The following is a 15,341-nucleotide window of genomic DNA, read 5'->3' on the forward strand; positions in this document are numbered from 1 at the left end:
CGCGGGGCGATGGAGCGGACGCGGTCGGCCCGCTGGCCGAGGGAGGACACCGATGACGGTTCGCCGTCAGCTCGGCCGGGTGGTGGCTGCGGTGTGGGGAAGGGCGGCGAGGTAGTCCGACCAGCTGTTACCGGCGAACTGGGCCCACCGGTCATTCTCAGCCTTCTGCCTGCCTGACCGTCCGACGGGGGAACGGGCCGTGCGGCGTCACCCGTACCGGGCTGATGTCGTTTGAGCAGGTCCTGGAGGGGATGGCGGTGACCATAGACATCTTGAGGAGGTAGCCATGCCGGCGAAGGACGACATGCCCAGCACGCTGAAGCGGTCGCCGAAGAAGGCGCAGGAGACGTATGTCAAGACCCACGATCATGCTGTCGAGGAGTACGGCGAGGGTGAACGCGCCCATCGGACGGCGTTCGCATCGGTGAAGCACTCGTTCGAGAAGACCGGCGATCACTGGGAGCCCAAGGCGAAGAAGGGCCCGAGCGATGCCAAGGCCGCCGGCGGCAGGGACACGAAGGCGAAAACCGCCGGTGGAGTCGACGTGAACGCGAGCAAGCAGCACCTGTTGGACCAGGCCAAGAAGCTCGACGTCAGAGGCCGCAGCCGGATGACGAAGGACCAGCTGGTCGACGCGATCCAGAAAGCCAACGCCAGGAGCACCCGCAAAGCCGTCGGCAGATAACCGCACGTCACAGGTCTCCCCGGCTCCTGACCTCGGGGAGCGCCCCTACACTCGCGATCATGCTGCATGTACGGGTGATCGCCCCGGGCCAGGTCGTCGAGCAGGCCCTGCGCCTGCTGAAGGCCGACGCCGCCGTCACACACCTGGTCGTGCTGACCGGTGCCGCGTTGTCACCGGCGGGCGACCTGATCGAGTTCGATGTCGTACGCGAGGGTGCGAGCCCTGTCCTGGACCAGCTGCGTGAGCTCGGGCTCGACCGCGACGGCGCGATCATCATGGAGCGCATCGACAGCACCATGTCGGCCTCGGCGGACCGTGCCGAACGGGAGGTTCCCGGTCTCGGTGTGGACGCGGTCGTGTGGCACGAGATCGAGCACCAGACGGGTGAGGAGACGGCGTTGTCCGCGTCGTTCCTGGCGTTCATGACCGTCGCGATGATCATCGCCGCGATCGGGGTGCTGCTGGACCAGCCGATCCTGATCGTCGGATCGATGGTCGTCGGCCCGGAGTTCGGCCCCCTCGCCGCGCTGTGCGTGGGCCTCGTACAGCGCAAATCCCTCCTGGTACGCCGCTCGGCGCTGGCGCTCGGCGTCGGCTTCCCGGTCGGCATGCTCGTCACGGTCGGGGCTGTGTGGCTGCTGACGACGGCTGGTCTGGTGGACAAGTCGATGCTGCTGGCCGACCGGCCGCTGACCGAGTTCATCTGGCGGCCGGACGCCCTGTCCTGGGTCATCGGCTTCCTCGGCGGGATCGCGGGGATCCTGTCGCTGACCTCGGCCAAGGCCGGCACGCTGGTCGGTGTGCTGATCTCCGTGACCACGATCCCGGCGGCGGCCAACGCCGTCGTCGCGCTGACCTACGGCGTCCGGGACGAGGCGGTCGGCTCGGCCCTGCAGCTGCTCATCAACCTGGCGGCGATCGTGCTCGGTGGCGTGCTCACCCTGCTGGTGCAACACACGGCGTGGCGCGGGAGCCGCAGGCCGGTGACGAACCCGCCGGACGAGTGATCGCAGGACACACTCGCCCGGCCGGGTCGTCCTCGCGGATCAGGCGGCCGGCGTCCACCGTTGGGCCGCGGTGCCGTTGCAGGTGAAGATCTGCAGCCGGGCTCCGTCGGTGGTGGAGCTTTCGGGGTCGTCCAGGCAGCGGCCGGACTGCGGGTTGAACAGTGACGAGTTCGCGCCGGTCAGCCAGCGTTGGGCGCCGGAGCCGTTGCAGGTCCACAGCTGGACCTTGGTGCGGTCGGCGGTGCCGCCGTTACTGACGTCCAGGCACTTGCCGAGGGCGCGCAGGGTGCCGCCCGGACCCGGTGTGTACGCCCACGACTGGGCCCGCGAGCCGTTGCAGCTCCACAGCTGGACCGCGGTGCCGTCGGCGGTGCCGGCGTTCGACACATCCACGCACTTGCCGGGGATGCCTGAGCGGACCTCGGCGGTGTGCACCTGCCCGGTCGAGCCGAGCGCGGTCTCCACCGCTGCCGCCGCAGCGCGCATGCCGGCTTCATTCGGGTGGTACGCGGAGCGGCCCGCTGCCGGGTGTCCCGTCTCCACCCACGGATCGGCGGAGCACGCGTCGTGCCCGTGACTGATCGCGGCGAGGTCGACGAGGGTCGCGCCGGTCGCTGATGCGGCGTTCGAGGTTGCTGTTGCGAGGCGGGTTGCGATGCTGCGTTCGTACGCCGATTGGTCGGCATTGAGCGGGACCCCGGTGCAGCCGCCGGAGTCCGGCAGGATGGTGAAGTAGTTGACCAGGTAGACGTGGGCGCCGGGGGCGGCGTTGTGCACCGCGTTCACGACGTTTTCGAGGCGCCCGCCCAGTGCGGTGAAGGCCTGGTCGATCGCGGTGCGGTCGACGCCGGCGCAGTTGCTGCCACCGTCGGCCTGGCAGGTGTAGGCACCGAGGCTGCCGAGGTAGTTCACGTCGTTGCCGCCGATGGTCACGGTGACCAGCTGGGTGCTGCTGGTGACCGCGTTGACCTGGGGTGGCAGACCGTTCTGGCTGGTGGTCAGCACGTTGGCCGTGGTCGCGCCGCTGCAGGAGACGTCGGTGAGGTTCGCGCCGATCTCGCGGGTCAGGACGCTGGGATAGTTGTTGTCCGATCGCGAGCACGCGGAGGCGCCGCTGCCCGACTGGACGGGCTGGATTCCGGGGCCGGCGGCGAAGGAGCTGCCGATCGCGACGTAGTTGAGCCCGGACGCCGGGACGGCGGCGGTCTGGGCGGGTGCGGTCTGGGCGGGTGCGGCCGGAACCGCCGTGGTCAGGGCCAGAACGGCGGCCAGCAGGACTTGAGGACCTGGCATCACATACCTCCGGTGAATGAGGACGTCATACCGACATCGTTGTCATGAACGTCGATGTCCGCCACCGTTGGATCGATGTTTGCCTATCTGCACCCGTACGCTTTCCGATCGAGCAGAAACGCCTACCGTACGACTATGGTGATCGCATTTCTGGGGCTCGGCGTGATGGGCGAGCCGATGGCACTCAACCTCGCCCGCGCCGGCACGCCCCTGGTGGTGTGGAGCCGGCGTCAACCGGCGAGCGACGAGCTGCGTGCCCTGATGGCGCCGACGGCCGCTGAGGCCATTGCGCGCGCGGATGTGGTGCTGCTGATGCTGGCCAACGGTGCGGCCATCGACGCCGTGCTCGGCCGCGGCACCGAGCTCTTCGATGCGGTCAAGGGCAAGATCATCGTTCATATGGGTACGACAGCAGCTGAGTATTCCGCGGGCCTCGCCGAAGAGGTGATCGCCGCGGGCGGCAGGTACGTGGAGGCGCCGGTTTCCGGCTCGCGTAAGCCGGCCGAGGCAGCCCAGCTCGTCACCATGCTGGCCGGTGAACCGGGCGACGTGGCGGTCGTGCGCCCGCTGCTGGCACCGATGGTCCGCGACGCGATCGAGTGCGGACCGGTTCCACAAGGGCTGCTCATGAAACTGGCGGTCAACGTCTACCTGATCAACCTGGTGACGGGGCTGGCCGAGGCGTACCACTTCGCCGAACGGCACGGCCTCGACCTGGAACGGCTGACCGCGGTGCTCAACGCCGGCCAGATGGCCAGCGACATCTCCCGGATCAAGACGGTGAAGCTGCGCGACCGCGAGTTCGGGGTGCAGGCCGCGATCCGCGACGTGCATTACAACAGCGAGCTGGTGGCCGACGCTGCCCGGCGCGCGGGGATCGCGTCGCCGCTGCTCGACGTGTGCGAGCAGCTGTTCGGCGAGGCTGTCGCCCTGGGTTACGGTGGCGCTGACATGGTCGGGGTCGTCACCGCACTTGAAGCTCGTACCCGTCGGATCTCGTCTTAGGGGTTGGTGGTGCAGGCGCCCGGGACGGTGGCGATGACGATGACCTCGTCGAGGCGGGTGAGGCGGGCCTGGAGCTCCTTGATCTCGCGGGCCAGGCGCTGTCGCTCGGTGTGCAGCATCGTGACCGCCTCGGCGGGGGCCTCGCGGTTCTCGACGCAGGGAATCAGGACGGCGACGTCGCGGCTCGACAGGCCGGCCGAGTAGAGGTGCTGGATCAGCTCGACGCGTTCCGCCGCGTTCTCGGTGTAGACACGCTGGCCGCTGGTGGTGCGAGCGGCGGCGTGCAACAGGCCCTGCTGCTCGTAGTAGCGCAGCGCGCGGGTGCTGACCCCGGCCCGGGCAGCCAGGTCGCGGATGTGGATCATGTCGCCTCCAGCGGATTTCCGGCTTGTCTTGACGTCGGCGTCAACTCATACCGTAGGTGCTTCGAGATCGCCTACTACGTGGGAGTTGCCCCGATGGACGTCAAGAACTCAGTCGCGCTCGTCACCGGTGCTAATCGCGGACTCGGCCGGCACCTGGCGCAGCAGCTGCTGGAGCGCGGCGCGGCCAAGGTCTACGCGACCGCCCGCCGCCCCGAACTCGTCGACCTGCCGGGGGTGGAGGTGCTCCGGCTGGACATCACCGAGCCCGAGTCGGTGGCGCAGGCAGCGGCCGCCGCGCAGGACGTCACCCTGCTGGTCAACAACGCCGGCATCACGACGTTCGCCGACCTTGTCACCGGGGACAAGGCAGCCATCCGGCTCGAGCTGGAGACGGCCTTCTGGGGAACCCTGGAGATGGTCCGGGCGTTCGCGCCGATCCTCGAGGCGAACGGGGGCGGGGCGATCGTCAACCTGAACTCCGCCATGTCCTGGGTCGCGGCGGACCGTGCCAACGCCTACCACGTGGCGAAGGCGGCGCAGTGGGCGCTGACCGGCGGTGTCCGGCTCGAGCTGGCGCCGCAGAACACACGCGTGGCCGGCGTGTACCTCGGCATGACGGACACCGGTCACCAGCAGTGGTGGGACGGCCCGATGGGCGACCCGGCCGTCGCGGTCCGCACCATGCTCGACGGGCTCGAGGCGGACCAACTGGAGATCATCGTCGATGACCTCGCCGCCGGTGCGAAGGCCGCATTGTCGGCCGACCCGCGGGACTTCTACCCTGCGGCCGCCTGACCGAGGTCGTGCGTCGCCAGCGCACCAGCCGCAGTACGTGAGCCAGATAACCACCACGATCTGCGCATAACGCTGCCCGCACGTGACGGCGCGGTGGTCGAGTCGCTACGGTCAGTCCTCGCCCGCACCGGGAAGGGCAGGCAGCGGATGACCAGCGAGAACGATCAAGTGACGGCGGCCTGGTTCGACGTGATGCACGCCTTTGCCGTCCACACGACCGGCGGGCGCAGCGAGTCCGGCCCCGGGGGCACCTGGTTGTTCGTTACGGCCAACGACATCTCGCTGGAGAACGGCGTGTTCAGCCCTGGCCCGCCGGACGAGGCGGAGGTCGCGGTGATGGCCCGCCGGATGGCGGGTTTCGGGTGGGACTTCTGCCTTCAGGTACGAGGTGAGCCCACCCCCGGAATCCTGCGCGTCGCCGCCGACCACGGCCTGCACGAACGCGAGGTGCTGCCGTTGATGACCTGCTCGGCTGCCGGCGTCAGATACGCGACCGCGCCGAGGTCCACGGCGGCCATCAACGTCGTGAAGGTCACCGAGGCGGAGCACTACGCCGTCACCATGGCGGCCGCGTTCGAGGCTCCGCGCGAGGTCTTCGGCGCGCTGCTCGAAGGGGAGCTCAAGGCGAACGGCTGCACCGGCTACATCGCCGTGCACGACGGTGTAGCCGTGGGAACGGGTCTCGGCGCCGTCTCCGGTGACCAGCTCGGGATCTACAACATAGGTACGCTGCCGGACCACCGCCACCGCGGCCACGGCCGGGCAATGAGCGAACGGATCCTCCGCGACGGTTTCGCCGCCGGCGCCACCCGCGCCTTCCTGCAGTCCAGCACCGAGGCCGTGCCACTGTACGAGTCCCTCGGCTTCCGCACCCTGGAGACCTGGACCTACCTCTACTGACGACTGATCCGGGTCAGGAGCGTCACGGCGTGCCGGGGTCTTCGACTTCCCAGAGGGCCGGCACGGCGTTGCGCTCGGCCGGATCGGTCAGCCATCGGCCAGCCTCCCCCTCTTCGGAGGGCAGGTCGCTGTTCAGGTTCACCAGGGCTCTACGAACGGCGGCGTTGGTGACCTGGGGGTGTTGGTGATCCCGGCGATACAAGGCCATGAATCGACGTCTATGGCTTTTTTGGACAGCGCGGATGCTCCTGAAATCGACAAACCGCGCGTTGCGTGGGCCCAGCATGATAACCCGATCGCCCGGTGCGAGCCGACCGTCATCAGCAGGCTCCTCGAGCATGCCGATCGGCTCGAACCGCGCGCTGGGCCGAAATGCTGCGGGTGCCTCTGCTACTGCCTCTTCGTACGCCTCGTCGTCCTGCTCCGTCCGTTCCTCAGTGTTGGAATACCACCCGAGCCACAGGTTGAACGGCGCGAGCTCGTCCGGTTCGGTTTCCGACCACGCCGGAGTGACTCGGTTCTTCGGGAAGAGCGTGTTCGCCTCATCGATCCATTTCTGATTGATGTCCTCGCCACCGCTGGTGATCAATTGTTTGATGAATGCTCGCGCGGTTTTCACGGCTTGCGGATCTGTGGTCTTCAAGGCAGCTTCGGCGATGGTGCCGCTGGCTGCGCGTTGGGAGATGTTCGCGGAGCCCACGATTGCTGTCTTGCCCACGACGATCACCTTGGCGTGCAGATGCTCGTGGTTGACCACGCGGACACCGCCGGACAGCCAGGTCTGCACGGCGTGCGGGTGGGTCGCGCCGCCGGTGACGGCGTTGGGGCTGCCGTTGACGACGATGGTGTCTCCGGGCTTGAGCGCAGGATGTCAGGTGCTGAACGGCCGATATAGGAGACAGCCAGGAGAGCCGACCCGCGTGGCGAGGCGAGAAGCTTGGCCGCTATGCCGAGGACGGCGGGGCCATGGAGGAATTCCGGGGGAGTGGTGCCCATAGGACCAGCATGGGGGAGGCTCCGCGGAATTTCCGCAGTTCCGATGACCCGGCCGCTCAGCGGCCTGGAGATGTGGTCTCAAGGTGGGGCCGGGCGGTCGATTGGGCGATCAGGCGGTGCAGGAGGGGACTCACGGGGCGTTCGATGAGGTGGTGGATCGACCAAGCCGTAGTGAGGAGGGTCAGGATGGCGGCGGGGATGAGGAGGGGGATGGGGAGGGCGGTGCGGTCGTAGGTGTAGCGGATCAGGGTGAAGCCGATGCGGGGGTGCAGGAGGTAGAACGGGTAGGAGATGGCGCCGCCGATGGCAAGACAGCGCCAGTTCCAGCGGTCGGTGGTGCCGAGGGCGATGAGCAGCAGGGTGGTGTAGGCGAGCGTGATGATGAGCAGTGCGGGCCAGATCGGCACGGGGAAGCCGGGATTGGCGAAGAGCACGCGTTCCCGTACGCGGAAGAGGCTGATCACCCACGAAGCGGCGAGCAGCGTCCACAGTGGTAACGACGGACCGTGGCGGCGGATCAGGTAGAGCGTCGTGCCCGCGACGAAGTACGGCGCGAACTGGGGCATGACCAGCTCCGCCAGCGGTACGTCGCCCGGGATGACGACGGATGCGATCAGCCAGGCGGCGCCGAGGGCGAGGAGGCGGCCGCGGGTGAGGCCGAACGCGATCACGACGGCGAAGAGCAGGTAGAAGCGGAGTTCGTACCAGAGGGTCCAGTAGACGGTGTCGACGTACGGGACGTTCAGGGGCTCGGCGAGCATGGTCAGGTTGACGCCGATGTCGCCGGCGGTGAGGTCGTGCGGCAGGGGGATGCCGTCGGTGAGCGGGAACAGCGTCATGACGGCCGTGGTGAGCAGGACGCAGGCCCAGAACGCGGGGTAGAGGCGAGCGGCGCGGGAGGCGAGGAAGCTGCGCGGGCTGCGGCCCCAGCCGCTCATGCAGATGACGAAGCCGCTGATCATGAAGAACACCTCGACGCCGAGGAAGCCGTAGATCAGGACCGAGTTCACTTCCTGCGGGAGGTACGCGGTGGTCGTCCGGACGCCGTCGACCGACCAGGCCATGCCGAGGTGGTACGCGGCCACCGCCAGTGCGCACAGCAGCCGCAGCCCGTCCAGGGCGAGCAGCCGGTCCTTCTTCGCAGCCATGATCGGCCGCCTCCTGTCCGGTTCTGCGCAGGGGTCATCGCCGCGAGCGGCGGGGCCGCTGACGGGTGACGGGGGAAAGGGAACGTCAGGCCACGGTGGGCAGGCGGATGGTGAAGGTGCTGCCGTGGCCGGGGTGGCTGGTCGCGGCGACGGTGCCGCCGTGGGCCTCGGCGAGGTCGCGGACGATGGCGAGGCCGAGTCCGCTGCCACCGGTGTCCCGGCTGCGGGAGCGGTCGGCTCGCCAGAACCGCTCGAAGACGTGCGGCAGGTCGGCCTCGGCGATCCCGTGGCCGGTGTCGGCGACCTCGATCACCAAGTCGCCGTCGCCGTCGCCGTCGCCGTCGCCGTCGCCGTCGCCGTCGCCGTCGCCGTCGCCGTCGCCGTCGCCGTCGACGCGGGAGCGTACGGTCACCGTGGCGCCCGCGGGGGAGTGCCGGACCGCGTTGGAGAGCAGGTTGCCGACGGCCTGGCGTACCCGTTGGGGGTCGAGGATCACTTCCGGGTCGCCGGACGGCTCGGTGACGATCGTGACGCCTCCGGCGCGGCTGCGGTGCGCGGCGACGACCTGGTCGAGCAGTTCATTGACGTAGACCGGCTCCGGGTGCAGGCGGAGCCGGCCGGCGTCGGCCGCGGCGAGGTCGCGCAGGTCGTCGATGACGTGCTGGAGCAGGTCGGCCTCGTCGATGAGCAGGTCCAGCAGCTCCGGGCCGGTGTCGGTCACCCCGTCCCGCGCGGCCTGCAACCAGGCGCGGATGGTGGTCAGCGGCGTGCCCAGCTCGTGCGCTATGTCGCTGACCATCGCGCGCCTCTGCCGTTCCACGGTCTCCCGGCGTTCCGAGAGGTCGTTGAAAGCGGCGGTGAGCCGCCCGATCTCGTCCCGCCCGCGGACCGGCAAGCGGGCCGGCAAGCGGGCCGGGACGCCGGCGGTGCCCTGTTCGGTGGCCCGGATGAGAGCGCGCAGGGGCCGGGACATCCGCAGGCCGACCAGCAGGGTGACCACGAACGCGACCGTCAGTACCAGCGCCGAGACGCCGGCGATCCGCAGGGTGCTGGCCCGGGACAGATCGAAGACCGGTCCGGAGGCCGCCGCCGGGTCGTTGATGTAGAGGTACGCGGGCGGCGCCACGTACGGCCGGAGCTGCTCCCTGCGCGAGGCGTCGACGCAGTCGCCCACCCGTGCCGCGCCGGACGGGGTCCAGGAGAAATCGGGCAGCACGGTGACCGGCGGCTGGTCGTAGCCCCGCAGGCAGGCATTGGTGAGGGCGGTGAGCTCGTCCAGCGCGCCGACGCCGGCGAGCCGGTAAGGGCCGACCGCACGCCGGTCGATGGTGCTCCCGTCGGCGGAGAGGTAGCCCTCGACGTAGAGCGGATCGACGTACGCGGACCGCCGGGCGGGCAGCACCGGCGGCGACGACTCCGAACTGACGAGGAACGTGCCGTCCTCACCGGTGAGCGAGATCTGCCGGCCGGTGATCGCCGCGAGATCGACCAGCAGCGGTCGCACGCCGGACCACTCGGTGTGCGTCGCCGCGTAGCCCATCACCTGGTCGTAGACGCGGGAGTCGTACGCGATCCCGTGGCCCTGCTCCTGCCGGATCGCCTGCCTGGTGCTCTTCACCGCGAGCCAGGCCGTGGCCGCCACCGCGCAGAGCATGACCAGCAGGGACAGCGCCAGCATCCGCGCGACCAGGCTGCGGTCCCGCATCACCGCGACCCGTCCGTGAGCTTGTAGCCCACGCCGTAGACGGTCACCAGGCAGGCCGGGCGGCGCGGGTTCGGCTCGATCTTGCGACGCAGCTTCATGACATGCATGTCGACCGTACGGTCGGTGGCCGCGGTCTCGAAGCCCCGGGTCCGCTCCAGCAACTGGGCCCGGGTGAACACGCGGTCCGGTGCGGCGGCCATCGCGGCCAGGATCTCGAACTCGCCGGGCGTGCAGTCCACCCGGCGCCCACCGCTGGTGACGTGATGGCCCAGGACATCGACCACGATCTCACCGACCCGCAGCGTGGTCTCCGGCTCGACGGGCGTCCACCGGGTGCGGCGCAGCATCGTGCGGACCCGCGCCATCAGCTCGCGCGGGTTGTACGGCTTCATGAGGTAGTCGTCCGCACCGGCGTCGAGGCCGAGCAGCAGGTCGTCCTCGTCGCGGCGAGCGGTCAGCATCAGCACCGGCACGTTGCTCTCCCGGCGCAGCACCCGGCAGACCTCGACCCCGTTGAGCTGGGGCATCATCACATCGAGCACGAGCAGGTCCGGCCGGGACCGCCGGACCTCCTCGATCGCGTCCACGCCGCCGTGCACGACCGACGCGCTGTACCCGCTCGCCTCCAGATATCGCCGGACCACCTCGGCCTGGCGGAGGTCGTCCTCGGCGATCACCACATGTGCACCCACGGCCGCGACTATAGGTACGCGCGGCGACGATCCCGGCTGATGTTGACAATGCGGATACAGGATCCGCCCTCGGCCGGATGGGCCACCCGCGGCGTCAACCTTGCTCCGGGAGAGGCCGCCGGCGACGTGGATCTTCCGGGTAACTCAGAACGGTGCCGGCCCACGGCCGGCCAGCGACATCATGACCTGCGACGCGAGAAACTTGCGCACGCCGGTGACGGCAACCGCTCCGGTCTGCTCGTAGGGCAGTTCCAGTCGCAGTTCGTCGCTGACGTCCTGAAGCTCCGCGGTGGCTTGATTCGGGCGGAAGGTGCCGCTCCAGGTGGTCTGACCGCCGCTGTAGTTCGTGCTGAGTGAAGCCATGCCGGCGAACGGGGTCCCATCGGGGAGGATCAGCCTTGCCGGGCCTGAGTAGGTCGTCATAGCGGCAGCCCGCAGCGGCTCTGCTCGCGTCCTGGCCGGCCGGCCTCCTCGGCGAGGGTGCTCCGGTGAGAGTGCTCACCACCTCGGGTGTCGCTCAGCGGGCCGGCGATGCTCAACGATGCCATGTCAACCTCCTTGCGATCTTGTGACCAGCGCGATAGTAATCGTGGGAACTCAGAATATCTATGCCTGGGGTAACAGATTTGGTGGGCGATGCAACGAATCCACCGGAAGCCTAAGGGGTAGTCGCGAAGGGGTCCTAACTCGCTGGTCCGGGTGGTTCGGGGCTTGCGAGGATCGGGGTGTGCGACGGGTGGGTGCGGGATCTGCCGGGCTGCGTGGTCACGGCGAAGGGGGCCGGCCTGCCGAGGAGGTAGCCCTGGCCGTAACCGACCTGGAGTTGCCGGAGCATCTCGTGTTCGGCGTGTGTTTCGATGCCCTCCGCGATGAGTGCCGAGCCGATCTCGGCGGCGAACGCCACCAGGGACCGGGCCAGGGCCTGCCGGATCGGGTCGGTGTCGATGCCGCGGACCAGGCCGATGTCGAGTTTGATGACGTCGGGGCGTAGCTGCAGGATGTGGCGGAAGCTGGCGTAGCCCGCCCCCGCGTCGTCGATGACGATCAGCAGGCCGGCCGCGCGCAGCCGTTCGGTGACGGAGATCAGTTCCAGGTAGTCGTTGACCGGGGTGTGCTCGGTCAGCTCCACCGCGATGCGACGGTCGGCGTACGCCAGGAGCAGGTTCTGCACGCGGTCGTCGAGGATGGCCTCGGCGGAGGCGTTGACGTTCATCCTGGTGTTGCCGGGGAGTTCGTCGATCCGGTCCAGGGCCCGGCGGATGGCCAGGTACTCGAGGTCGATGCCGCGCCCGTAGCGCGTGGCTGCGGCGAACGCCTTGTCGGGGGTCGGGAACTGGGCGTGGGTGAAACGGGACAGCGCCTCGAAACCCTCGGAGGAGCCGTCCTGGAGCCGGACGATCGGCTGGAACGCCATGTGCAGGGCGTGCTCGTCGAACAGGGAGTGGACTGCGGTCTCGGTGGGGTCCGCCGGGCGGTGGGGCGTCACTGCCGGGTCGCCGAGGCGGTCGGTGATGAGCCCGGCGATGAACGTGAGGAACCACGTCGAGCGTTCATCGAGCGTCGGTTCGGGATGCCGGCTGACACAGCAGAGCATTCCGGCGACCGCGCCCGTCCGATCGTGCCAGGGCACACCGGTGTAGGCCCCGAGGCGCAGTTCGCCGGTCACCGGTAGCTCGCGGGCCACGAGATGCCGCCTGGTGTCGGTGATGACGGCGGGGACCGTGCCGGCGAGGACCCGTACGCAATAGGAGCCGTTGAGGTCCGTGCCCCGGCCCACCTGAACGTTCATGGCCTCGGTCTCGCCACTGGCGGCGATGATGGTCTGTTCCTCGCCGGTGAAGCGGGACAGCCAGGCGACCTCGGTCCCGAGGTGCTTCCTGGCCTCGGCCAGGAGCTGCTGGATCTCCTCCAAAGCGTCCACCGGCGTCCTCTCGACGTGAATATGAGTGGCAGCCGGCCCGCTCGGATGGCTACGGCCCTGATATTCGGTCGGTCGGGTCGGGTCACCAGGAAAATCGCCTGTCGAAGCCCGGCCGGATCAGTTCAGCGGCGTCCGGTGACAGCCGGCGCGGGCAGGAGCGCGCGCATGGCGTCGATCTCCGCGGTCTGTTCGTTGATGACGTGCTTGGCGAGGCCGTGGATGTAGACGTTGCCGGTGGGGCCGTCGAGCAGGGAGCGGGACATGGTGATCGCGCCCTCGTGGTGTTCGATCATCAGGCGCAGGAAGATGACCGGGGCGTCCGCGGTGCCGGCCCGGTCGAGGCTGGTCAGCTGGGCCTCGGTCAGCATGCCGTGCGCGGGGCCGGGGGCCGGCGGGGGTGCTCCCCAGGCGGTCAGCCAGGCGTTCGTCTCGTCGATCTCGCGTTGCTGGTCGTGGGCGACGAAGTCGGCGATGAGGCGGATGCGCTCGGGGACCTGCGGCTTGGCGATCAGGGTGCGGCTCATCCGTACCGCCTGCTCGTGATGCTCCACCATCATCTGCGCGAAGTGCACGTCGGCGCCGGAGGGCGCCACCACGGACGCCGAGGCCGGCTTGTTCTCAGGGGTGGCGGTGACGACCGACACGGTCAGGCCGGTGAGGGCCAGAACCAGCGCGACGGCGAGGCGGCGGAGAACCACGATCACATTCCTCAATGACGACGGGTACGGGGTGAGCCGGCCCGGTCATCGTCAACCGGGCCGGCGTCACGTCAGTCCTGCGAGGCGGACGGTTCCGCGGAGGGCTCGTTCGGGTACGGGTTGCCGTTCACGTTCTCGCGGCCGTCCGGGGCGATCGGGTTGATCGCCGTGAAGTCGCGGGGGAGGAGGTCGAAACCCTGCCAGTGCATCGGCATCGGGCTCTGGTCCTCGTCGCGGGGGACGTGGTGGAAGCCCACGCGGACCCACATCACCGGGTCGGCGAGCTTCTGCTTGTCGCTCGCGAAGTCGATGAGCGTCTTCTTGTCCAGCGGGCACTCGGGGTCCGAGAGGTTGTCGCTGGCCCACTTCTCACACAGGTCGGCCTGGGTGAACGTCACGTCGGGCTGCGTCTCGGGGTGGCCCTCGTAGGGGTCGTCGGCGCCGAGGCCCAGCTCGTACGAGCGCTGGTGGCCGTCCGCGTTGAGGCTCGTCTTGCTCGCCAGGCGCCACCAGCGGCGGTCCACCTTGGTGAAGTTGCCCTCCTTGGCGATCGTCTTCTTCGTGGTGGTCAGCTTGGCGGCCATGGTGCCCTGTCCGTCGAGCTTCGTGTCGAACTGCTCGACGGTCTCGCCGCCCTTGCCGCCGATGTTGAAGTCGACCCGCCAGAACGCGCTGTGGTAGTGCATGGACGCGTAGTCGCGGGCCTGCTTGCCGATCGGCCAGCCCCGGTCGGCCTCGGAATACTCGCCCGGAGCCAGGTCGCCGGTCGCGCCGAGGCGGGCCGAGATCTGGCCGGTGTCGCCCAGGCGGTACTCGGAGACGTACTCGTACCAGCCGACCTTGCTGATCGTACGCAGCACCAGGTCGTGCCCCTGCTGGGAGTAGACGGTCTCCTTCTCCTCCCCGGTCTCCGGGTCGTAGTCGTAGTCGTGCAGGCGGTTCGCCAGGCCGGCCGGCTCGGCGCTGACACAGAGCAGCCCGCGCTGCTGCGGGTCCTCACCGCCGTCGGAGCCCGTACGCACGGACCCGCCCTTGCAGTCGTCCCCGGTCAGCGTCTCCATGTCGTAGCTGCCGAAGCCGTACGAGGTGAGGTCGTTGTACTCGGTGTCGCCGGTGTCGTACGGCACGTTGAGCTGGGCGAGCCGGATCGAGTTGAGCACCTGCACGGGCTCGGGCTGACGCTTGGTGGAGACGAAGGCGTTCGTCAGGACCAGCCCCGCCCGGTCGTTGACGCGCCAGCAGAGCTGCCAGGTCGTCCCGTTGGGCAGTGTCTCCTTGACCATCGCCGCCGTGCCGCAGGGTGCGGGCTCGGGGGCCGCCAGCGCTGGGGCCGGTGCTGCGAGACCCAGGGCTGCCGCGGCCAGGATCGCGGCGGCGCCGGCACTCTTCCGGTACGTCATGCTGCCGGGGTCCCCGTTCACGTGAGGCGGGCGACCGTGCGCCCGGACAGGTCGATGATCAGGTCGTTCACGCTGATGAAGTGCCCGTCGGCGGTCTCCACGATGAGCTGCACGCACCGCTTGGCCCCGCACTGGCGCGCACTCTTGTCCGCCGGCCGGGCGGTGTAGATGTGAGCGGTGACGGTGAACCCCTCCTTGCCGGCGAGCTCCTTGCCCGCGGCCTTGCGGTAGGCCGCCTTGAAGTCGGCACCCAGCGGATCGGCCAGCAGCAGGTCGAACGCCACGGACGCTTCCTGCTTCGAGGCCGGCGGCTGCATCCCCTTGGCGGAGAAGGACTTGGCGAGCTTGCCCGTCTCGAGGTCGACGACCTGCTTGATCAGCTTGTCGCTCGTGTAGTCGTAGAAGTAGAGCTCGGCCTGCCGGCCGGTGTCCTCGTCGAGATCGGCCATCAGGTACTCCGGGCCCGCCTTGCCGGCCGCGTCGCGAGCACTCGAGGCGAGCTGCGGCGTGACGGCGGCGGCGCGGGCCTTGTCGACCTCGGTGCTGGTCAGCGCGTCGCTCCCGGTCCCGGCGGCCGGCTCGGGCCCGGCACTCGGGTCGGACACCCGCGGCAGCGTCAGCGGCGGACTCGACGGCGTACCCGGCGACGCGTTCGCCTGCCACGACGCCACCCCGAAGGCGGCCACCGCGGTGACGCTCGCGATGCCGAGCCCCCACCCCCACTGTCTCAA

The 15,341-nt window shown here is 69.4% G+C and carries 17 protein-coding genes; 5 read left to right on the forward strand and 12 right to left on the reverse strand.

Translation table 11 applies throughout. The features are described from left to right. The first annotated feature begins 286 nt into the window (after positions 1-286). Positions 287-685: a ChaB family protein gene (locus tag Aco04nite_RS24360; protein ID WP_212999579.1), complete on the forward strand. Its 399-nt coding sequence runs from the start codon at positions 287-289 to the stop codon at positions 683-685. A 59-nt stretch (positions 686-744) separates the two neighbouring features. Further along, a complete protein-coding gene (locus Aco04nite_RS24365) occupies positions 745-1,692 on the forward strand; it encodes a DUF389 domain-containing protein (protein ID WP_212999580.1) in 948 nt (315 codons plus the stop codon). 39 nt (positions 1,693-1,731) lie between these two features. Here Aco04nite_RS24365 and Aco04nite_RS24370 read toward each other — a convergent pair whose 3' ends face one another. Then, a complete protein-coding gene (locus Aco04nite_RS24370) occupies positions 1,732-2,985 on the reverse strand; it encodes an SGNH/GDSL hydrolase family protein (protein ID WP_212999581.1) in 1,254 nt (417 codons plus the stop codon). A 135-nt stretch (positions 2,986-3,120) separates the two neighbouring features. On the opposite strand from Aco04nite_RS24370, the gene Aco04nite_RS24375 reads away from it, so the two are divergent. After that, on the forward strand, positions 3,121-3,990 hold the full coding sequence (locus Aco04nite_RS24375) for an NAD(P)-dependent oxidoreductase (protein ID WP_212999582.1): 870 nt from the start codon (positions 3,121-3,123) through the stop codon (positions 3,988-3,990). On the opposite strand, the gene Aco04nite_RS24380 is transcribed toward Aco04nite_RS24375, so the two are convergent. Next, positions 3,987-4,355 carry a MerR family transcriptional regulator gene (locus tag Aco04nite_RS24380; RefSeq protein ID WP_438874936.1) on the reverse strand — a complete coding sequence of 123 codons (369 nt, stop codon included), beginning with the start codon at positions 4,353-4,355 and terminating at the stop codon, positions 3,987-3,989. The genes Aco04nite_RS24375 and Aco04nite_RS24380 overlap by 4 nt on opposite strands. A gap of 93 nt (positions 4,356-4,448) precedes the next feature. On the opposite strand from Aco04nite_RS24380, the gene Aco04nite_RS24385 reads away from it, so the two are divergent. Both Aco04nite_RS24385 and Aco04nite_RS24390 read left to right on the forward strand, forming a co-directional pair. Continuing rightward, a complete protein-coding gene (locus Aco04nite_RS24385) occupies positions 4,449-5,150 on the forward strand; it encodes an SDR family oxidoreductase (protein ID WP_212999583.1) in 702 nt (233 codons plus the stop codon). Between the two features lie 147 nt (positions 5,151-5,297). Next, positions 5,298-6,050 carry a GNAT family N-acetyltransferase gene (locus Aco04nite_RS24390; protein WP_244876252.1) on the forward strand — a complete coding sequence of 251 codons (753 nt, stop codon included), beginning with the start codon at positions 5,298-5,300 and terminating at the stop codon, positions 6,048-6,050. A gap of 22 nt (positions 6,051-6,072) precedes the next feature. Here the strand turns inward: Aco04nite_RS24390 and Aco04nite_RS24395 are convergent, their stop codons facing one another. The 10 genes from Aco04nite_RS24395 to Aco04nite_RS24435 form a co-directional block, all read right to left on the reverse strand. Further along, positions 6,073-6,837, reverse strand: coding sequence for a phospholipase D-like domain-containing protein (locus Aco04nite_RS24395; protein WP_212999584.1), 765 nt, complete (start codon positions 6,835-6,837; stop codon positions 6,073-6,075). Between the two features lie 265 nt (positions 6,838-7,102). Continuing rightward, the gene (locus Aco04nite_RS24400; RefSeq protein WP_212999585.1) at positions 7,103-8,194 is read right to left on the reverse strand and encodes an acyltransferase family protein; all 1,092 of its coding nucleotides are present in this window, start codon (positions 8,192-8,194) and stop codon (positions 7,103-7,105) included. An 85-nt stretch (positions 8,195-8,279) separates the two neighbouring features. Then, entirely contained in the window at positions 8,280-9,899 is a 1,620-nt protein-coding gene (locus Aco04nite_RS24405; RefSeq protein ID WP_212999586.1) for a sensor histidine kinase, read from the reverse strand. After that, the gene (locus Aco04nite_RS24410) at positions 9,899-10,591 is read right to left on the reverse strand and encodes a response regulator (protein WP_212999587.1); all 693 of its coding nucleotides are present in this window, start codon (positions 10,589-10,591) and stop codon (positions 9,899-9,901) included. The genes Aco04nite_RS24405 and Aco04nite_RS24410 overlap by 1 nt, the downstream gene beginning before the upstream one ends. A 144-nt stretch (positions 10,592-10,735) precedes the next feature. Next, entirely contained in the window at positions 10,736-11,014 is a 279-nt protein-coding gene (locus tag Aco04nite_RS24415) for a hypothetical protein (RefSeq protein WP_212999588.1), read from the reverse strand. Beyond that, on the reverse strand, positions 11,011-11,139 hold the full coding sequence (locus tag Aco04nite_RS49695) for a hypothetical protein (protein WP_280519375.1): 129 nt from the start codon (positions 11,137-11,139) through the stop codon (positions 11,011-11,013). Before Aco04nite_RS49695 ends, Aco04nite_RS24415 begins: the two co-directional genes overlap by 4 nt. Before the next feature lie 134 nt (positions 11,140-11,273). After that, positions 11,274-12,512, reverse strand: a complete 1,239-nt coding sequence (locus tag Aco04nite_RS24420; RefSeq protein WP_244876253.1) for a sensor domain-containing phosphodiesterase — start codon at positions 12,510-12,512, stop codon at positions 11,274-11,276. 122 nt (positions 12,513-12,634) lie between these two features. After that, the gene (locus tag Aco04nite_RS24425) at positions 12,635-13,210 is read right to left on the reverse strand and encodes a DUF305 domain-containing protein (RefSeq protein ID WP_212999589.1); all 576 of its coding nucleotides are present in this window, start codon (positions 13,208-13,210) and stop codon (positions 12,635-12,637) included. A 71-nt stretch (positions 13,211-13,281) separates the two neighbouring features. Then, complete coding sequence (locus Aco04nite_RS24430) at positions 13,282-14,610, reverse strand: copper amine oxidase (RefSeq protein ID WP_244876254.1); 1,329 nt, start codon at positions 14,608-14,610, stop codon at positions 13,282-13,284. A 17-nt stretch (positions 14,611-14,627) separates the two neighbouring features. Next, the gene (locus Aco04nite_RS24435) at positions 14,628-15,341 is read right to left on the reverse strand and encodes a hypothetical protein (protein WP_438874937.1); all 714 of its coding nucleotides are present in this window, start codon (positions 15,339-15,341) and stop codon (positions 14,628-14,630) included.

The sequence above is a fragment of the Winogradskya consettensis genome (genome assembly GCF_018332715.1).
Classification (GTDB): Bacteria; Actinomycetota; Actinomycetes; order Mycobacteriales; family Micromonosporaceae; genus Actinoplanes; species Actinoplanes consettensis.